Origin of the sequence: Vibrio sp. J383 (genome assembly GCF_023503985.1) — a bacterium.
Classification (GTDB): Bacteria; Pseudomonadota; Gammaproteobacteria; order Enterobacterales; family Vibrionaceae; genus Vibrio; species Vibrio splendidus.
The window spans coordinates 2,548,561-2,564,518 of record NZ_CP097293.1; the positions used below are offsets into that span (position 1 = coordinate 2,548,561).

General features: G+C 45.1%; 13 protein-coding genes. 7 read left to right on the top strand and 6 right to left on the bottom strand.

Translation table 11 applies throughout. The features are described from left to right. The first annotated feature begins 99 nt into the window (after window positions 1-99). Both nrdB and yfaE read left to right on the top strand, forming a co-directional pair. Complete coding sequence (gene nrdB, locus M4S28_RS11460; RefSeq protein ID WP_004733365.1) at window positions 100-1,233, top strand: class Ia ribonucleoside-diphosphate reductase subunit beta; 1,134 nt, start codon at window positions 100-102, stop codon at window positions 1,231-1,233. After that, entirely contained in the window at window positions 1,233-1,511 is a 279-nt protein-coding gene (gene yfaE / locus M4S28_RS11465) for a class I ribonucleotide reductase maintenance protein YfaE (protein WP_004733364.1), read from the top strand. The genes nrdB and yfaE overlap by 1 nt, the downstream gene beginning before the upstream one ends. 178 nt (window positions 1,512-1,689) lie before the next feature. Here the strand turns inward: yfaE and napF are convergent, their stop codons facing one another. Together napF and M4S28_RS11475 are read right to left on the bottom strand one after the other, a co-directional pair. Then, complete coding sequence (napF, locus tag M4S28_RS11470; RefSeq protein ID WP_004733363.1) at window positions 1,690-2,202, bottom strand: ferredoxin-type protein NapF; 513 nt, start codon at window positions 2,200-2,202, stop codon at window positions 1,690-1,692. Then, the gene (locus tag M4S28_RS11475; RefSeq protein ID WP_249631840.1) at window positions 2,202-2,768 is read right to left on the bottom strand and encodes a molecular chaperone TorD family protein; all 567 of its coding nucleotides are present in this window, start codon (window positions 2,766-2,768) and stop codon (window positions 2,202-2,204) included. The genes napF and M4S28_RS11475 overlap by 1 nt, the downstream gene beginning before the upstream one ends. Window positions 2,769-2,966: 198 nt before the next feature. Here M4S28_RS11475 and M4S28_RS11480 point away from each other — a divergent pair, with 198 nt between their 5' ends. The 3 genes from M4S28_RS11480 to M4S28_RS11490 are packed head-to-tail and all read left to right on the top strand — an operon-like array spanning window position 2,967 to window position 6,884. Next, window positions 2,967-5,405: a DmsA/YnfE/YnfF family dimethyl sulfoxide reductase gene (locus M4S28_RS11480; RefSeq protein ID WP_249631841.1), complete on the top strand. Its 2,439-nt coding sequence runs from the start codon at window positions 2,967-2,969 to the stop codon at window positions 5,403-5,405. Window positions 5,406-5,416: 11 nt separating this feature from the next. Next, the gene (locus M4S28_RS11485; protein WP_004733360.1) at window positions 5,417-6,037 is read left to right on the top strand and encodes a DMSO/selenate family reductase complex B subunit; all 621 of its coding nucleotides are present in this window, start codon (window positions 5,417-5,419) and stop codon (window positions 6,035-6,037) included. Window position 6,038: 1 nt separating this feature from the next. Next, window positions 6,039-6,884 (top strand): dimethyl sulfoxide reductase anchor subunit family protein, encoded by an 846-nt coding sequence (locus M4S28_RS11490; protein WP_249631842.1) that lies wholly within the window; start codon window positions 6,039-6,041, stop codon window positions 6,882-6,884. A 160-nt stretch (window positions 6,885-7,044) separates the two neighbouring features. On the opposite strand, the gene M4S28_RS11495 is transcribed toward M4S28_RS11490, so the two are convergent. Continuing rightward, window positions 7,045-8,283, bottom strand: a complete 1,239-nt coding sequence (locus M4S28_RS11495; RefSeq protein ID WP_249631843.1) for a CinA family nicotinamide mononucleotide deamidase-related protein — start codon at window positions 8,281-8,283, stop codon at window positions 7,045-7,047. 209 nt (window positions 8,284-8,492) lie between these two features. On the opposite strand from M4S28_RS11495, the gene M4S28_RS11500 reads away from it, so the two are divergent. Continuing rightward, the gene (locus M4S28_RS11500) at window positions 8,493-9,404 is read left to right on the top strand and encodes a DUF3943 domain-containing protein (RefSeq protein ID WP_004733357.1); all 912 of its coding nucleotides are present in this window, start codon (window positions 8,493-8,495) and stop codon (window positions 9,402-9,404) included. A 302-nt stretch (window positions 9,405-9,706) separates the two neighbouring features. Further along, entirely contained in the window at window positions 9,707-10,219 is a 513-nt protein-coding gene (locus tag M4S28_RS11505; protein WP_076678927.1) for a glycine cleavage system transcriptional repressor, read from the top strand. A 130-nt stretch (window positions 10,220-10,349) separates the two neighbouring features. On the opposite strand, the gene nspC is transcribed toward M4S28_RS11505, so the two are convergent. The 3 genes from nspC to M4S28_RS11520 all read right to left on the bottom strand — a co-directional run bounded on the left by nspC (window position 10,350) and on the right by M4S28_RS11520 (window position 15,904). Further along, window positions 10,350-11,483 (bottom strand): carboxynorspermidine decarboxylase, encoded by a 1,134-nt coding sequence (gene nspC / locus M4S28_RS11510; RefSeq protein WP_102568835.1) that lies wholly within the window; start codon window positions 11,481-11,483, stop codon window positions 10,350-10,352. A gap of 210 nt (window positions 11,484-11,693) precedes the next feature. Then, window positions 11,694-12,944: a carboxynorspermidine synthase gene (locus M4S28_RS11515; protein WP_004733354.1), complete on the bottom strand. Its 1,251-nt coding sequence runs from the start codon at window positions 12,942-12,944 to the stop codon at window positions 11,694-11,696. Between the two features lie 8 nt (window positions 12,945-12,952). After that, window positions 12,953-15,904: a pyridoxal phosphate-dependent class III aminotransferase gene (locus M4S28_RS11520; protein WP_249631844.1), complete on the bottom strand. Its 2,952-nt coding sequence runs from the start codon at window positions 15,902-15,904 to the stop codon at window positions 12,953-12,955. Between the last annotated feature and the right edge of the window lie 54 nt (window positions 15,905-15,958).

Here is a 15,958-nt window from a genome sequence, read left to right on the forward strand (position 1 = left end):
CGCAATAAACATTAAGACCCCAGAGAAGTTATCTTCTCTGGGTTTAAAGCATTAACAGGGTCCGTTTTATTGCGGGTCTTTAAAGGATTTGAGGCATTTATGGCTTACAGTACTTTTTCTCAACAAAAAAATGACCAACTAAAAGAACCAATGTTCTTGGGTCAGTCGGTAAACGTTGCACGTTACGACCAACAGAAATTCGAAATCTTCGAAAAGTTGATCGAAAAGCAGCTTTCTTTCTTCTGGCGTCCAGAAGAAGTAGACGTGTCTAGCGACCGTATCGACTACAACAAGCTTCCTGAGCATGAAAAGCACATCTTCATCTCTAACCTGAAGTACCAAACACTTCTAGATTCAATCCAAGGCCGCAGCCCTAACGTTGCCCTACTTCCTTTGGTATCACTGCCAGAAGTTGAAACTTGGATTGAGACTTGGTCATTCTCTGAAACGATTCACTCTCGTTCATACACGCACATCATCCGTAACATCGTGAATGATCCAGGCGTAGTATTTGACGACATCGTTGAAAACGAAGAGATCCTAAAACGTGCGAAAGACATCGCGTTTTACTACGATGATTTGATCAAGCTGACGGCTGACTACCATCGCTACGGCGAAGGCAACCACAACATCAACGGCGAAGACGTTAAGATTTCACTTCACGACCTGAAGAAGAAGCTTTACGTATGTCTAATGTCTGTAAATGCACTGGAAGCGATTCGTTTCTACGTAAGTTTCGCATGTTCATTTGCATTCGCTGAGCGTGAGTTAATGGAAGGTAACGCGAAGATCATCAAGCTAATCGCTCGTGATGAAGCTCTTCACCTTACTGGTACACAGCACATGATCAACTTGCTACGTAATGGCCAAGATGACTTCGAATTCATGCAGATCGCTGAAGAGTGTAAGCAAGAGTGTTTCGACCTATTCAAAGAAGCGGCTGAGCAAGAAAAAGAGTGGGCAGAATACCTATTCAAAGATGGTTCTATGATTGGTCTAAACAAAGATATTCTTTGCCAATACGTTGAGTACATCACTAACATCCGTATGCAGGCTGTTGGTCTAGGTACTGCTTACCCAGAAGCAACGTCGAACCCAATTCCATGGATCAACGCTTGGTTGTCTTCAGATAACGTTCAAGTTGCTCCACAAGAAGCTGAAATCAGTTCTTACCTAGTTGGCCAAATCGACAACGAAGTAAAAGCTGACGACTTTGAAGGGTTTGAGCTGTAATGCCAACAATCAAAATCAACAAGCTGACTTCTATTGAATCTAACCCTTCAAATACTCTATTGGAAACAATGGAACAAGCAGGGTTAGAGCCAGAATACAACTGCCGAGATGGCCACTGTGGCGCTTGCCGCTGTACGTTGGATTCTGGTGAAGTCGAGTACGTTGGTTTTGCTATGGCTTACACACAAGCCAATGAAATTTTGCCATGCATCTGCAAAGCAAAAACTGAGTTATCGCTGAGTAACGTTATTCATAGAAGCAAGCAAAAACGCGCATAAGCAACTGGCTTTAGGTCGCTTTGCTCGAATAACTTCAATAAGAACTAAAAAGGGTCCGCTTCCTCTAGGAATGCGGACCCTTTTCTATTTATGTCTTTAGGTATCTGAGACGACTCGCCTCTCACTCAACCAAAGCCTTTCTGCTAACTTGCTGCCACAAAGCCAAACCAGACGTTTACTACTGAATAAGGTTCAAAGTCACTGAGCCAATGTAACAAGCGCTTCGGCACTCTCCGCAGCCGTTACACTTATCTTTGTCCACCGTAGGCAACTCCCCTGCTTCGATTTGAATCGCACTTGCTGAACAAGCGGTTTGGCACGCATTACAATCCATTTGCATGTAGTTGTTACAGCTATCCGCAAAGCTAGGCTTGAGGTCGATATAAGGCGTGACCGTTGGATGAAGTGCGCCAGTCGGACACACTTCACTGCACTTGTTACACATAGAACAACTGTTGTAATCCAAATTCAGCAGCGCACTGCCCTCTAGCATCTCTATAACGCTATTCGGACACGCTTGCTCACACAATCGACAACCGTCGCAAAGACGCTCAAACAGCACCTCATCGACCGCTCTTGGCGGCCTTGCATACGAGCGCTGTGACTTCTCTTCATAATTCGCGGCAGCTTTAACCGGTTTAGAAAGTCGAGTTAAGAAACCGCGTCTATTTGAATTTATTTGTTCAGACATTAGTCGATATATAACTTTTTAGGAACAACGTTTATTTTATATTCAGATGTTAGGTATTTAAGCCAATATATTACATCAGTTGATAGTTTCTTATAAAAAGATAGTTCTGATGCTGTATTTAATTTTTCCAAATAAACAGAAGACCAAGTTAATAAATGGGAGCCCAATAATTCACACGCTGAATCAATATTATTGTTCTCTAACAAATACGCATGGGCGAATAACATTAAACCAAATTGATCTTCCGGTTCTCTTAAGCCCGTGTCTAATTCAATCTGATTCAATTCTAAAAACTGTCGATACTTTACAGTAGAAGCACCGAACACAACGCGGTCTTTATCTAGGTAAACAGACCCCCAAGGCGGAGCTGGCATGTCGCCAACGCCTTCAAACAGGCGGCTAAACTCCGCTGAGAGTGCATTTTCGTCTTCACTTCTCAATGCGAGCAAGCATTCTTCGGAAAGCACTTCACTCTCCACCAAAGCTTCGACAATGGTGATCAACTGTTCTTTACTTGTCGCTTGATAAAATAGCGAACCCAATAATTTATGCGTATCGATAATCATTATTATTTATACCGTTATAGGTTTAAAGATAATTATATTAATAAATACATTTCATTCTTTGATCTATTTTATACATTCGATTCATAACATTTAAATTTCGCTCTTATTTGATGCCAATCAATCAATATTTAAAAATTAAAAGACAAAAACAAAACTACCTATAAAGTGCTATTCATCAATAACAATAGGCATCTTAGAATGACGAATAAGAAAGAATCTGGGGTAATGAATCTTACTCGAAGAGGCTTCATGAAGACTTCTTCTGCAGTAGGCAGCGCAGCTGCACTCGCAGGCGGTATTGCGTTACCTTTCAAATCCAAACCCGTAGCGGCTGCGGTTGCTGAGAATGTGGATGAGAAAATCGTATGGAGTGCATGTACAGTAAACTGTGGCTCTCGCTGCCCATTACGTATGCATGTACAAAACGGTGAAATCAAATACGTAGAAACAGACAACACAGGTACTGACGAATACGGTCATCACCAAGTTCGTGCGTGTCTACGTGGTCGCTCTATGCGTCGCCGTGTTTACAACCCAGATCGCCTGAAATACCCAATGAAACGTGTTGGTAAACGTGGTGAAGGCAAGTTTAAACGTATTAGTTGGGAAGAGGCTTACGACGAAGTCGCTAGCACCATGCAACGTCTTATCAAAGACTACGGTAACGACACCATCTACCTAAACTACGGTACAGGTACGCTGGGCGGTACGGTAACTAAGTCTTGGCCACCAGCTCAAACGCTGATTGCTCGTCTAATGAACTTAAGTGGTGGTTACCTAAACCATTACGGTGACTACTCAACAGCGCAAATCGCGAAAGGCTTGAGCTACACCTACGGTGGTTGGGCAAACAACAACTCTTTCTCTGACCTAGAGAACACCAAGCTTAACATCCAATTTGGTAACAACCCTGCTGAGACTCGTATGTCTGGCGGCGGTCTGATCCACCATTACGTAGAAAGCAAAAACAAATCGAACGCAAGAACGATCATCATCGACCCTCGCTACACCGATACTGCCGGTGGCCGTGAAGATCAATGGATCCCAATCCGTCCTTCTACAGATGCAGCATTGGTTGCTGGTCTTGCGCACGTAATGATCACTGAAGACCTTGTCGATCAACCGTTCCTAGACAAATACTGCGTAGGTTACGACGAGACAACACTGCCGGCATCGGCGCCTAAAAACAGCGACTACAAATCTTACATCCTAGGTTTAGGTGAAGATGGCGTAGAGAAAACGCCAGAATGGGCTTCTAAGATCACCGGTATTCCCGTTGATACTATCGTCAAGCTTGGCCGTGAAATGGGCACAGCAAAACCGTGCGCAATCCACCAAGGCTGGGGCCTGCAACGTACTGCGAACGGTGAGCTAGCGTGTCGTGCAATCGCAATGCTGTCATTACTCACCGGTTCTGTGGGTGTGTCTGGCGGTTCAACAGGCGCTCGTGAAAGTGACATCAACATTCCGTTTGTTCGCTTCCCTACTGTGCCAAACCCAGTTGAAACTTCAATTTCAATGTTCATGTGGACAGACGCAATTTACCGTCACCATGAAATGACCGACATCACTGACGGTGTTCGCGGTGCAGAGCGCCTTAAGAACCCAATCAAAATGATCTGGAACTACGCAGGTAACTGCATCATTAACCAACACTCAGACATCAACAAGACTCACGCGATTCTTCAAGATGAAAGTGCGTGTGAAATGATTGTTGTGGTTGATAACCATATGACTTCTTCAGCGAAATACGCCGATATCATCCTGCCAGACTTAACAACGTCTGAGCAAGACGACTGGTGTATGGATGGTAAAGCAGCGAATATGCCTTACTTCATCTACGCGCAGAAAGCCATCGAGCCTCAGTTCGAAGCGAAATCTATCTATGAAATGTGCTCTCAGTTGGCTAAGCGTATGGGCGTCGAAAAAGAGTTCACAGAAGGCCGAACTCAAGAGCAATGGATTGAGCATCTTTACGCTGAAACTCGTAAGAACGATCCAACACTGCCAACCTTCGAAGAGATGAAAGAGCTGGGTATCTACAAACGTAGCTATGACCACCACTACATCGCTTACGAAGATTTCCGCAAAGATCCTGAAGCGAACCCACTGACAACACCAAGCGGCAAGATCGAGATCTACTCAGAGCAACTGGCTGATATCGCGAAGACTTGGAAACTGAAAGAAGACGAAGTAATTCACCCACTTCCCGTTTACGCGGACTCTTTTGAAGGTCACAACGACCCACTAGCAGAGAAGTACCCACTTCAGCTAACTGGTTTCCACTACAAGGCTCGTACTCACTCGACTTACGGCAACGTTGCAGAAATCAAAGCAGCAGCACCGCAAGAGTTATGGATCAACCCGATTGATGCTCAAGAGCGCGGTATTAAAAATGGCGATATGGTGAGTATTTTCAATGACCGTGGCGAAGTTCATATTCCAGCGAAAGTGACACCTAGGATTCTTCCTCGAGTTGTCGCACTAGGCGAAGGTGCATGGTACGCACCAGATGGTCAGAAGATCGACCATGCAGGCTCCATCAACGTGCTGACGACTCAGCGCCCGAGCCCACTTGCTAAGGGTAACCCTCAGCATACAAACCTAGTTCAAATCAAAGCGCTAAACAAAGCATAAGGTAGGTTGGAATGAAACAATACGGCTTTTACATTGATTCAAGTAAATGCACGGGTTGTAAAACCTGTCAGCTTGCTTGTAAAGATTATAACGATCTAGACATCAAAACGAACTACCGTCGCGTATACGAATACGCAGGTGGTGGCTTCACTCAAGATGGTGATACTTGGGTTCAGAAAGATGTCTTTTCTTACTACCTATCTATCGCTTGTAACCACTGTACTAACCCAGCGTGTGTGAAAGTGTGTCCTTCGGGCGCTATGCACAAACGTGATGAAGACGGTTTGGTTGTGGTTGATGAGAGCGTATGTATTGGTTGCCAGCACTGTAGCAATGCGTGTCCTTACGGCGCACCACAATACAATGCTAAGAAAGGTCACATGACGAAATGCGATGGTTGTTACCAACGTGTTTCTGAAGGCAAACAGCCTATCTGTGTTGAGTCTTGCCCACTTCGTGCATTGGAGTTTGGCGAAATCAACACACTTCGCGAGAAGTACGGCTCTGGTGCGGATGTGGCTCCACTGCCATCTTCAACAGAAACGCTACCAAACATCGTGATTAAGCTGAACAAAAACGCGAAGCCGACTGGCGATACCAGTGGTCACTTAGCAAACCCGAAGGAGGTGTAAGATGATTTTTCATGAATGGTCTTTGATCTTCTTTACGGTGCTAGCGCAAACTGCGGTTGGTGGTTACTTACTAATTGGCGCACGTGCACTGGTACTTAGTCATGACGAAGAGAAGCTGAACAGCTACAAGGTTCCAATGTTCATTCTGTGGGCACTGATGGGTCTTGGCTTCATGTTCTCGACAACGCACCTTGGTTCTCCACTGCGCGCGTTTAATGCCTTTAACCAACTAGGCTCTGCTTGGTTGTCTAACGAAGTGTTCTTCGGTGCAGCATTCTTCGCTGTCGGTGGCCTGCAATGGCTACTGTCTGTGGTTAAGAAAGGTGGCGTTGCTATCCAGAAAGCACTGATGGTCGGCGCTATGGTGCTGGGTGTTATCTTCATGTACGCAATGATCAACGTATACATGATCAATACAGTACCAACGTGGGACAACATCTACACACCACTGAGCTTCATCATGACCATGGTTGTGGGTGGATTGCTGCTATCTCAGTTCGTGATTGTATTCGCAAACGACAGCCGCTTTACGGTTGACCGTAACATCACCATGCTGGCTGTTATGGCAGTTGCTATCAGCTTGCTTGTGACAGTAGGAAAACTGAACCTAATCGGTGACATCCAAACTTCAGCGGCAAAAGCATCTGAGTTAGTCGATGGTTTAGGGAGCTATGTGATTCTTCAAGTGGCATTGCTAATGGCAAGCTTGTTGATTTGGATTCTACCTATGCTGAACAAAGCAAAAGTGAACCCAGTTAGCCTTGGCTTAGCACTAGTATTGTTCTTGGCTTCAGAGTTAATCGGCCGTGGTTTGTTCTACAGCCTACATATGACAAGCGGTTTGTAATCGAGTTCTTACAGACATGAGTTACGTGTAACATAGCTGCTTGTTTGGTTATCTAGAAGGCTAGATAAACTAAAGGCCCAACACCTATTTAGATGTTGGGCCTTTTTATTTCGTTTTTTCTAGCGTTTTTAGTACAGACTTGGTTAGCTCGCCTAAATACTTACTTAATAATAGCCGCTGGAATAAACATGTCTTTCAATCGCTTAACCGAAGAGTAAGTGCCAAACATCGGTTTGTTGTCTAAATGCCTTCTCAACATATCGGCAGCAACGGTCTTAATCACGTTACGTTGGTCTTCGCGTGAGTATTGACGATAAAATTCAAGCACCTGGCCCCATTCTCCCGCTTCGGTCGACAATGCAACGCTGAATGTGTTGCCTTCTAACTTGCCAGTCACCAAAGCTAGCTCAGTACCGCACTTCTCTCTTGTTGCGCCAACGAGAGCAAAGGTCGCGGCTAATGGATCGCTCTTCTCAAGTTCACTCTCTTTTGGCTCAGCCATCACCCACGAATGCCCGAAGCAATCTTCAACCTGCTCATTCAACTGCAGCCACGCTGACAATGCGCCTTTGGTCGACACTTCAGACACAGATAACGTCTTCTTTTTCTCAGCCATGATGTGTCCAATATGATCAATCATAGGCTCATCAACACTGACGACATTACTTTCTAACAACTTGTAAACCATTTGCAGCAACTTAACGCGAGTTTCTAAGTCTGCCTTAGGACCAAACAGTTTGACCTCAATGAACGGCAGATAAGAGCGATAACCCAACTCATAACCTTCTGGCAGCTTTAATTGGTCCAAAACATCGGAGATACCGGATTCAGACAAACCAAACGTAAACAGTCGACTGCATTCAGAGGCAACCACTTGAGGGTAAGTACTCGACAAATCAGGAATAATCTCAAACGTCACCATGCGTTTGAATTCAGTCGGGACACCCGGAGTGAAATAGAAAGTCGCATCGTTGATTTTCAGTTTGAAGCCGCAAGCCGTGCCCACAGGGTTATCGACAATCTCTGAACTCGCTGGCAACAAAGCTTGTTTAAGGTTGCTGTCCGGCATCGGCATGCCACGTCCAGAAAACATCTCTTCCATACGAGTTAGCCATTCAGGGAACATGACGAGTTTCTGCTCTGAAGCCGCCGCAGCAGCAGCAGCACTCATATCATCAGTTGTCGGTCCTAAACCACCATTAACGATAACCACATCATAGTTAAAACTCAGCATCAGCAGTTCTTCAACTAGAGCATTCATTTGGTCACCCACAGTCGAACGTTTCGCTAGGGCAAAACCGTGCTGATAAAACTCAGCAGACATCCAAGCTGCGTTTGTGTCTACAATGTCCCCATGAAGAACTTCTTCACCAGTGCTTAACATTGCGATTTTCGTCATATTTCTATCCTTTGTAGTCATAAAAAGACACTGCATTATTTACAAACTGGTCTATGGTTGAGTTTGAGACATTTCATCTTTTCACAAATATTAATAATGTTAAATCTAAGGTTTTCTTAGGAAAAGCAATAAATTATTAGTTCCCTAAATCAGGCATTTAATAGATAATTGTGACTCTGATCAATTCTTAACTTCTCATGGAGACCCTTGTGGCCAAATCACCGTTACTAACGAAGGTTACTGCTGCATTTTCAATGCTAATGTCAGTTAACTCGGTTGCAAGCCAATACGACTTCGACCAGCCAATCAACCTTTCTTACTCGGATGAATGTGCTCAAGATTACTGTGTTAATGAAAGCTTGTACACCTACAAGCCTAGCAAGAACTATGCACTAAGCGAATCAAGTGATCAGTACGATCTAACTATCGATAAGCAACCAATCTACCTTACTGTCAGCGATGGCAAAGATTGGGATTACTTAATGGGTCAAACCTACACAATTCTTGGCCTAAGTGTCGCAACCGTTGGTCTAATGACTCTTTTACCTGAAAGTATCACTAAGTGGGATGATGACCAACGTGATATCAGCGCACTAGGTAAAAAATGGAAAGATAACGTTTCCGAAGGCCCAGTTTGGGACCGTGACGAACACTTCCTAAACTACGTGATGCACCCTTATTTCGGTGGTGTTTACTACACCGCAGCTCGACATGCTGGTTACGACGAGTTTGAGTCTTTCTTATACTCTTGGACAATGTCGACCTTCTTCTGGGAATATGGCGTAGAAGCGTTTGCTGAAGTACCGTCATGGCAAGATCTCTTCATCACACCTTTCTTCGGTGCGGTTGTCGGTGAAATAATGCTAGAAACCGAGCAAGATATCATTGCTTCCGGTGGCGAAGTGATGGGCTCTCAAACCATGGGTGATGTTTCGTTATTCTTCCTTAACCCTGTTGGCCATATCCACTACTGGGTAAGTGATGCATGGGGTGGTGACGCAGAAGTTAATCTGAATACTAACCCTTGGTGGGATAACCAAGATGCTGCTAGATTTGCCTACGATGCTGGCGCACGATACGATTCTCAATTTGTTGGTATGAACTTTAAAGTAACGTTCTAAAACTGCATCCACGTTATTTGCTAAGTTGTTTACTCACAGTAGCTTACTAAGCCGTTTACTCAGTTGCTTGGTTAAGTTTCTGAATCACAGATAACAGCGATAACTCTTCTAAAAAGCGGCTCTCTAGCCGCTTTTTTTGTGCCCTACTCTTCATTCTCTTTTTTTGTATCACAGCTTAGTTTCAAAAATTGACGCAGGTCAAACATTGTTCGATGTAAACTTCTACACTGAAATTAAAGAACTTTATCGCGTGATATCAAACATTTAATTAACAACGATTAATTGAGACTTTGGGGGCTGATATGAACAGTACATTTATCGTAAACTTTATCGGAAAAGCATCACCAGCAACAATCAAGCAACTTGCTGCGGTTACTCACGAAAACGACGGGAAATGGCTCATCAGTAAAGTTAACTTTATTGAAGACCAAGTCGCAGGCGTACTAAAAGTTCAACTTCCAGCCATCAACGAATCGGTAGTGAAAGACGCCTTTAGCGCCAACCCTGACCTCATTGTACAGTTTGTCGATTCAGACCATATACATAATGTTCAAGATACAATACATCACTTACGACTCGATTCTAACGACCGAGCAGGCATCGTGAATGAAGTGACACACGTATTAGACAGACAAGGTATCAGCATTCTAGATATGGATTGTCACCGTGTGTTTATCGCCGGAGGCGGTGGTGTTAGCTCTAGTTTGTTTACTTCCAAAATTGCCGTTAAGCTACCAATCGAAGTTCTAATAGATGACGTGGTCAATGAACTAGAAACCCTCAGCGAAGACACTCGAGTGATGATTGAAAGTTAAGTACTAGTGCCCAGCTGTTGTAATTAACGTTTGTTGTCGCTGACGGTTTATTGTCACTAACAGTTATATCCAAAATCAAAAAGAGCAGCTCATCGGCTGCTCTTTTTATTATTCTGAATTTATGACTCAGCTACTTAACTGACCACTGTGACAGAGAACGTTTGAAGTCTTCATAGCCAAACTCATTCAACTTTTGAACGTCGCCATTGCTTCGCTCGCAGTAGATTGAAGGCATTTTAAGGCCGTTGAACCAGTTCAGTTTCACCATGGTGTAGCCTGCACTGTCTAACAGGTGCAGCTTTTGACCAATCTTAAGTGGCTCATCAAAGCTCGCTTCGCAGAACTGATCGCCCGCAAGACATGAACACGAACCAATCACATAGTCGTGGTTACCGTTTTCAGACGCTTCCAATACCGATGCTGGCTCATTGTAGATAAGCGTATCAAGGCGGTGTGCCTCAGTCGCTGAATCCACAATCGCTGTTTTCTTCACGTTCTCAACAATATCAACCACTGTCACAACTAGGTCGGTTGTTTTAGTGATGATCGCTTCACCCGGCTCAAGGTACATCTGCACGCCGTGTTTCTCAGAGAAGGCTTTCAGCGCAAGACCAAGCTTTTCAATGTCATAGCCCGGCCATGTGAAGAACACACCACCGCCCATGCTCACCCAGTCCAATTTATCTAAATGCTCACCAAACTGTTCTGAGATTGAATCAAGTAGGCCGATAAACGCATCAACGTCTTTGTTCTCACAGTTCATGTGGAACATTACACCATTAATCTCATCGAAGATTTCTGGTTTGATGTGGTCAGCTTGCACACCCAAACGCGAGAATTGACGCGCAGGGTTTGCCAAGTCTTGCCCTGCGTAGCTTACACCTGGATTCAGACGTAAACCCAGCGACGCTTTGCCTTCAACAATATGACGGTACGCTGCGAATTGGCTTTGCGAGTTGAAGATCATCTTGTCGCAGATATCGGCAACTTCTCTCACGTCGTCTTCGCTGTAACCGACACTGTAAGCGTGCGTTTCACCACCAAAGGTTTCGTGACCAAGCTTCACTTCGTATGGACCAGAGCTTGTCGTGCCATCGAGGTAAGGTTTGATGATGTCAAACACACCCCATGTCGAGAAACACTTGAGTGCCAATACCAACTTCACACCTGAAATCTCTTTCAGCTGCTTAGCTATCTCTAAATTCGCAATCAACTTGTCTTCGTTGATCATGAAGTAAGGCGTTTTTAGTTCGTTGTTTTGCATGTTAATACCTTGCGGCCCTCGAGTTCACGAAGGCACATGATAATCGAACAAAGCCGACGCAACAGCATCGGCTTGTAATTATACGTTCTCGTCAATCATATGACTTTGAATGGGATTCGCAGAGCTTTGCCCTTGTCGCTAGGACATCGCGCGGAGTTTACGAACGTAAATGAGCACGATGGACAACGCGACAAGGGCAAAGAGCAAGAACTACTTCAAAGTATGGATTAGAGGTAGACCGGCTGTCGGCTCTAGCTCTTGAACGTGCCAATCTAGACCGATTTCAGGCATTGTTGCTAGGAATGGGTCTGGGTTTAGCTGTTCCATGTTGAACACGCCTTTATCAGCCCATTCGCCACGGAAGAACTGAAGTGCAGCGGTAATTGCTGGAACACCTGTTGTGTAAGAGATCGCTTGGTGCTCTACATCTTCGTAAGCCACTTCGTGGTCTGCGTTATTGTAGATGAATACGCTGCGCTCTTTACCGTCTTTCTTACCTTGAACCCAAGTACCGATACACGTTAAACCTGTGTAACCCGGAGCCAAAGATGTTGGATCTGGTAGTAGTGCTTTAAGAACATGTAGAGGCTGAACCACAGTGCCATCGTGCAGTGTTAGCGGATCTGGGCTAAGAAGGCCGATATCACGCATGCAGTTGAAGTAGTTCAGGTATGCATCACCAAAGCCCATCCAGAATTCGATACGCTTAGCTGGGATGAACTCTTTCATTGAACGAACTTCATCGTGCGCCATTGAGTAAACTTTGTGAGAGCCACAGTTCGGGAATTCAAACTCAAGCATACGAGAGTGACAAGGTACTTGTTTCCACTCTTCATTTTCCCAATAGAAAGAATCGCCTTGGATCTCAAGCATGTTGGTTTCTGGGTCAAAGTTTGTCGCAAACTTCTTGCCGTGATCGCCAGCATTCACGTCCATCACGTCAATTGAGTCAATCTCATCGAACAAGTGCTTAACCGCGTACGCCGCAAAGATTGACACCACACCTGGATCAAAACCAGCACCAAGAATACCTGTGATGCCCGCTTCAGCGAACTTCTCACGGTAACCCCATTGCCAATCGTAAGCTTGTGGTACTTGTTGACCTTCAGAACATAGGTCAACCGCTACCGATGTATCTAGGTAAGATACTTTAGATTGGTAACACGCTTCCATGATCGCCATGTTTACCCAAGGAGGACCAGCGTTGATCACTAGATCCGGCTTAACTTCTTTAATCAAAGCAACAAGCGCATCAACATCATCAGCGTCTACTGAACGTGCTTCTAGTTTCTTAGTTGAATCTTTAAGGTTGTTTTTACCTTTGATCGATTCGATGATTTTTTCACACTTCGCGATTGTGCGAGAAGCGATCGTGATATCACCCAGTACTTCGTTATTTTGTGCTGCTTTATGTGCAACAACCCAACCGACGCCGCCTGCACCAATTTGTAGAATAGCCATAGTTTTAATTACCCTTGTTGTTCTGCTAGCTCAATAGCTAAAGTTTGAATTTTGTTAATTAGAGATTTGAAATCTGATGTCGTTAAGCACGGATTCAAGATAGTGAATTTCAGCGCGCTTTTACCGTCAACGACCGTTTCGCCAAGCACGGCAACACCACGAGTCAGCGCTTCCAGTCTTAACGTTTGATTCAGTTTGTCCAAATCCATAGCGCTGTTTGCTGATTGCCCATGGCTAGGCACCGAACGGAACAGCACAGTCGACAGTGACGGCTCAGCAAGAAGTTCAAAATCGTCATGCTTCTGAATCAGGTCGGCAACCTCAAGCGTCTGCTCAAGGAGATGATCGTACATATCACCCAGTTGCTTTGGCCCAACGCTTTGCATCGTCATGAAGACTTTCAGTGCATCGAAACGCTTGGTGGTAGCGATAGACTTATCGACTAGATTCGGCAGCTCATCGTGTTCACGGTTTAAGTAGTCTGCGTGATGCAGTAGGTACTTAAAGTTTGTTTTGTCTTTGAGAAGCACAGCACCACAGCTGATTGTTTGGAAGAACAACTTGTGGAAATCAACGCTTACTGAGTCCGCTTTTTCGATGCCTCTCAGGCGAGCTTTATGGCTACTTAAGATAAGCGCGCCACCGTAAGCACTGTCGACATGGAACCAAAGATCTTGTTGGCTTGCGATGTCTGCAATCGCGTCAAGGTCATCGATAGCACCGTGATCGGTTGTACCCGCCGTGCCAACCACAGCAAAAGGAATCAACCCTTGAGCTTTAAGTGCTTTCACTTCTGCGTCTAGCAAGTCCGGCTTGATCGTGCCGTTTGCATTGGTATCAACACAGCACACTGCCGCTTCGCCTAATCCCATTAAAGATGCGGATTTTTGAACCGTGAAGTGAGATTTCTTTGAACATAAGATACGCAGTTTGCTCGCGTACTCTGGCAAACCTAACTTTTGGATTGAGTGACCATCGTGCTTATCGGCAACCCAGTCTCTCGCTAGCAATAAACCCATTAGGTTACTTTGCGTGCCGCCGCTTGTAAAAACACCATCAGCTTGATCGCCAAGTTGGTATTTCTCACACATCCAATCCACGACTCGTTGTTCAACATAAGTCGCTGCAGATGCTTGGTCCCATGAATCCATTGATTGATTCAACGCCGCGATAATGGATTCCGCAGCAACAGAAGCCATAAGAGGAGGAGTGTGAAGGTGTGCAATACAGTCTGGGTGCTGCACGAAGATAGAGTTCGCTGCGACTAAGTCAGCCGTGCTATCCACAACATCAACCAGAGCGTGCTGGTTGTTATCGAGATCGACAGCATTGATGGCAGCTTCTAGCACTTTAGGGTCTAAACCTGAATAAGGGGTTTCAACTTGTTCAAAAACGGTTTTCATCGCTTGAGTGGTTTGGTTCATCACGTTAGCGAATTCGTCGCTACCGCCTAAACCTGTCTGGATGAAATGCTTGTTCCATTCCTGATTTGATTCTTCGCTTTGTGTTTGGTCTTGTTGTAAACCACCACCCGCTGCGATGATCGCTTCTTCCATCACGCGCAATGCAAAGTCGATCTGCTCAAAAGAGATAATCATAGGTGGAAGGAAACGAATTACCGAACCATCACGGCCGCCCTTTTCAACCATCAAGCCGCGCTCTAATGCTGCTCGTTGAATCGCTAGGGTTAATTCGCCGTCTGATTGTGGTTCGCCAAACTTGTTAAGCTCACCATTTGGTTTTTTGATCTCAGCGCCAAGCATCAGGCCTTTACCACGAACTTCAGCAATACAGTTCACGCGTGCTTGAATTTTCTCAAGCCCGTGACGTAAGTATTGGCCAGCAATGTTTGCGTGCTCAACTAAGCCATCTCGCTCGATGATTTCCAACGCTTTAGCGCCAGACACCATTGCCAACTGATTACCACGGAATGTGCCGGTGTGCTCACCCGCTTTCCAAGTATCAATACTCTTATCGAATACAAGCAGCGACATAGGCAGTCCGCCACCAATCGCTTTAGACAAACATAAGATATCAGGGTTAACGCCTGACTCTTCAAACGCAAAGCGATGACCGGTTTTACCCACACCACACTGAATTTCATCCAAGATCAGTAGGATGCCGTGTTCATCACAGATGCGACGCAAGCCTTGTAGCCAAGATGCAGGAGCTGGAATCACACCGCCCTCACCTTGTACAGGCTCAACGATCATCGCTGCTGGTTTCATGATGCCGGATTCGTCGTCATTCAACATACGTTCGATATAACGAATGCTCGCGTTGGCACCTGCTTCACCACCAATGCCAAACGGGCAGCGAAGGTTGTATGGGAAAGGCATGAAATGTACGTCAGACATCAAGCCGCTACGACGCTCTTTAGTTCCGAGGTTACCCATCATGCCCATGGTGCCGTTAGTCATGCCATGGTAAGCACCACGGAAAGCAAACATGGTGTTACGACCTGTTGTTTGCTTGGCTAGCTTGATAGCCGCTTCCACAGCATCAGCTCCAGATGGACCACAGAATTGAAGAACAGAGTTAGTTGAAAAGTCTTGAGGGAGAAAAGCTTTAACTCGCTTGATAAACGTCTCTTTTGCTTGAGTCGTAATATCAAGTGTTTGGTATGGCAAACCAGAATCGAGTTGATCTTTAAGTGCTTGGTTGATTTCAGGGTGGTTGTAACCCAAAGAAAGTGTACCAGCACCGGCTAAGCAATCGAGAAAGAGTTGGCCACGAGTATCTTCAACTAAAACACCGCATGCTCGTTTAATAGCAATAGGCAGGCGTCTTGGGTAAGAGCGTACATCCGACTCATGCTGTTCTTGCTCAAGCAAAATAGCGTCAGGTGTTAGGTCGTAAGTTCCCTCAACGATAGGAACCATAGTTGAAAATGAATTTGCGATATTATTAATATCGACTTCAAAGGCGGTAGTCATAAAAATCCCCTTGAATGTGTTCATACTCACCTCCATCAGACGCAATTGCACACCGTCCCTCTATTAATTTAGAGAGAA

What these genes read in the sequence shown, in the direction of transcription:
- nrdB (WP_004733365.1), top strand. Translation starts at nt 100, where the DNA reads ATGGCTTACAGTACTTTTTCTCAACAAAAAAATGACCAACTAAAAGAA.
- yfaE (WP_004733364.1), top strand. Translation starts at nt 1,233, where the DNA reads ATGCCAACAATCAAAATCAACAAGCTGACTTCTATTGAATCTAACCCT.
- napF (WP_004733363.1), bottom strand. Translation starts at nt 2,202, where the DNA reads ATGTCTGAACAAATAAATTCAAATAGACGCGGTTTCTTAACTCGACTT.
- M4S28_RS11475 (WP_249631840.1), bottom strand. Translation starts at nt 2,768, where the DNA reads ATGATTATCGATACGCATAAATTATTGGGTTCGCTATTTTATCAAGCG.
- M4S28_RS11480 (WP_249631841.1), top strand. Translation starts at nt 2,967, where the DNA reads ATGACGAATAAGAAAGAATCTGGGGTAATGAATCTTACTCGAAGAGGC.
- M4S28_RS11485 (WP_004733360.1), top strand. Translation starts at nt 5,417, where the DNA reads ATGAAACAATACGGCTTTTACATTGATTCAAGTAAATGCACGGGTTGT.
- M4S28_RS11490 (WP_249631842.1), top strand. Translation starts at nt 6,039, where the DNA reads ATGATTTTTCATGAATGGTCTTTGATCTTCTTTACGGTGCTAGCGCAA.
- M4S28_RS11495 (WP_249631843.1), bottom strand. Translation starts at nt 8,283, where the DNA reads ATGACGAAAATCGCAATGTTAAGCACTGGTGAAGAAGTTCTTCATGGG.
- M4S28_RS11505 (WP_076678927.1), top strand. Translation starts at nt 9,707, where the DNA reads ATGAACAGTACATTTATCGTAAACTTTATCGGAAAAGCATCACCAGCA.
- nspC (WP_102568835.1), bottom strand. Translation starts at nt 11,483, where the DNA reads ATGCAAAACAACGAACTAAAAACGCCTTACTTCATGATCAACGAAGAC.
- M4S28_RS11515 (WP_004733354.1), bottom strand. Translation starts at nt 12,944, where the DNA reads ATGGCTATTCTACAAATTGGTGCAGGCGGCGTCGGTTGGGTTGTTGCA.
- M4S28_RS11520 (WP_249631844.1), bottom strand. Translation starts at nt 15,904, where the DNA reads ATGAACACATTCAAGGGGATTTTTATGACTACCGCCTTTGAAGTCGAT.